2 protein-coding genes are annotated in these 2,306 nt (G+C 68.1%); both read left to right on the top strand.

Features of this window, described 5'->3' with window-relative positions; translation table 11 throughout:
* A partial coding sequence (gene iorA, locus DSAT_RS07050) for an indolepyruvate ferredoxin oxidoreductase subunit alpha (protein ID WP_020886885.1) occupies positions 1–1,848 on the top strand: 1,848 nt, incomplete at its 5' end.
* On the top strand, positions 1,845–2,306 hold a 462-nt coding region (locus DSAT_RS07045; RefSeq protein ID WP_020886884.1), incomplete at its 3' end, for a 2-oxoacid:acceptor oxidoreductase family protein. The genes iorA and DSAT_RS07045, both read left to right, overlap by 4 nt.

The raw sequence follows: 2,306 nt of genomic DNA, 5'->3' as shown, positions 1-2,306 counted from the left end.
ATGGCCCATCCCCTTCTGGCCGGAAAACCCGGCGACATCCAACTGCTGCTCGGCAACGAGGCCATCGTGCGCGGGGCCATCGAGGCCGGCATCGAGGTCGTGACCTGCTACCCCGGCACCCCGTCGAGCGAGGTTCCCGACACTTTCTTCCGCCTCTCTCCCGAAGGCTCGTACTTCTTCGAGTATTCCACCAACGAGAAGGTGGCCCTGGAAGTGGGCGGCGGCGCGGCGCTGGGCGGCGCGCTGACTCTGACCACCATGAAGCACGTCGGCGTCAACGTGGCCGCCGATCCCATGATGACCCTGGCCTACATCGGCGTGCCCGGCGGCCTCGTGCTGCTTTCGGCCGACGACCCCGGCTGCCATTCGAGCCAGAACGAGCAGGACAACCGCATCTTCGCCCGCCTGGCCGGATATCCGGTCTTCGAGCCCTGCACGGCCCAAGAGGCCAAGGACATGACCCGCGAGGCCCTTTTGCTCTCGCGCAAGTGGCAGCAGCCCGTGATGCTGCGCACCACCACGCGTCTGAACCACCTGCGCGGCCCGGTGGAATTGGCTAAGCCCCGCGTCCCGGCGTCGGCGGGCGAGCCAGAGAAGAATCCGCGCCGCTTCGTGCCCATCCCGGCCGTGGCCCGTGTGCGCCACGCCGAGCTTTTGAAGAAGCTCGAAGAAATCCGCGCCGAAATGGCCGCCTCGTCCTTCAACGAGTGTAGCGGGCAGGGCGATTTCGGCGTGGTGGCCACGGGCATCTGCCGCGCCTACCTGAAGGACGCCCTGGACGAACTCGACCTGCACGGCAAGGTCAAGGCCCTGACGCTGGGCGTCACCAATCCCTTGCCCGAAACGCTGTGCGCGGACCTTCTCTCCTCGGTCAAGCGCGTCCTCGTGCTTGAGGAAGGCGAGCCGGTCATCGAGAACGAGTTGCGCGCCCTGGCCCAGAAGCAGGGCATCGCCGTGGAGATCCTGGGCAAGGGCTTCGCCGGGCTGACCCGCCTGGGCGAATACGAAACCCGGATGACCAAGATCGCGCTCTCCCAGGCCCTGGGGCTGCCCTCGGCCGCGACCCCGGCCTGCGCCGCGCCCGCGAGCCTGCCGCAGCGTCCGCCCAACCTCTGCGCGGGCTGCCCGCACCGCGCCGCCTATTACGTGGTGCGCCAGGTCTACGGCGATTCGGCCTTCTACTCCTCGGACATCGGCTGCTACACCCTGGGCATCCTGCCACCCCTGGCCATGGCCGACTTCCTGCTCGACATGGGGTCGAGCGTCAGCACCGGCTGCGGCTTCGCCAAGGCCTCCGGCAAGCCCGTGGTGGCCTTCATCGGCGACTCTACCTTCTTCCATTCGGGCATCACCGGCGTCATCAACGCGGTCTTCAACAACCACGATCTCCTGCTGGTCGTCCTGGACAACCACACCACGGCCATGACCGGCGGCCAGCCCCATCCGGGCGTCGAAGTCACGGCGCAGGGCCACAACGCCGCCCAGGTCAGCATCGAAGGCGTGCTCGCGGCCTGCGGGGTGCGCGAGGTCCGCACGGTCAACCCCATGAACCTCAAGGCCACGCGCGAGGCCGTGGAAGAGTTGAAGAACATGACCGGCGTGCGCGCTCTCATCGCCCGTGAGCCGTGCATCATCCACGCCCGCCGCATCCTCGGCAAAAAGCCGGTCCAGGCGGCCTACGTGCCCGAAGTCACGGACTCCGTGCGCAACTGCCTGGAAACGCTGGCCTGCCCGTCCTTCAAGGTCGTGGAAGGCGGCGTGATCGTTGACGAAACCACCTGCACGGGCTGCATGGTCTGCCTGCAGGTCTCCAAGGACATCAAGGCCCGCAAGCGGGGTGCGAAATGAGCCAGACCATTCGGACGCGTGTTTTCATGACCGGCGTGGGCGGCCAAGGCACGCTCACGGCCACCAAGATACTGGCCCAGGCCGCCCTGAACGAGGGCTTGCCCGTGACCGCGGGCGAAATCCACGGCATGGCCCAGCGCGGCGGCGTGGTCGAGTCCACGGTGCTCATCGGCGGCTACCGCAGCCCGCGCATCGCCCACGGCGAGGCCCACGTGCTGCTCGGCTTCGAGCCGCTGGAGACGTTGCGCGCCCTGGCCTACCTCGCGCCGGGCGGCATCATCGTCTCCTCCTCGGAGAGCATCCCGCCCATCAGCGTCTGCCGGGGCAAGGAGTGCGGCCCGAGCTTAGCCGAGATCGAGGCCGCTTCCAAGGCGTGTGCGGCCGAGGCCTGCCTCCTACCAATCCTTTCGCTCGCCCGCGAGGCCGGAGCGCCCCAGGCCCCGAACATGGTCCTGCTC

The organism is Alkalidesulfovibrio alkalitolerans DSM 16529 (assembly GCF_000422245.1).
Lineage (GTDB): Bacteria > Desulfobacterota > Desulfovibrionia > Desulfovibrionales > Desulfovibrionaceae > Alkalidesulfovibrio > Alkalidesulfovibrio alkalitolerans.
Note: the sequence above shows the minus strand (reverse complement) of the source record. Positions and strands in the feature narration are given on the sequence as shown.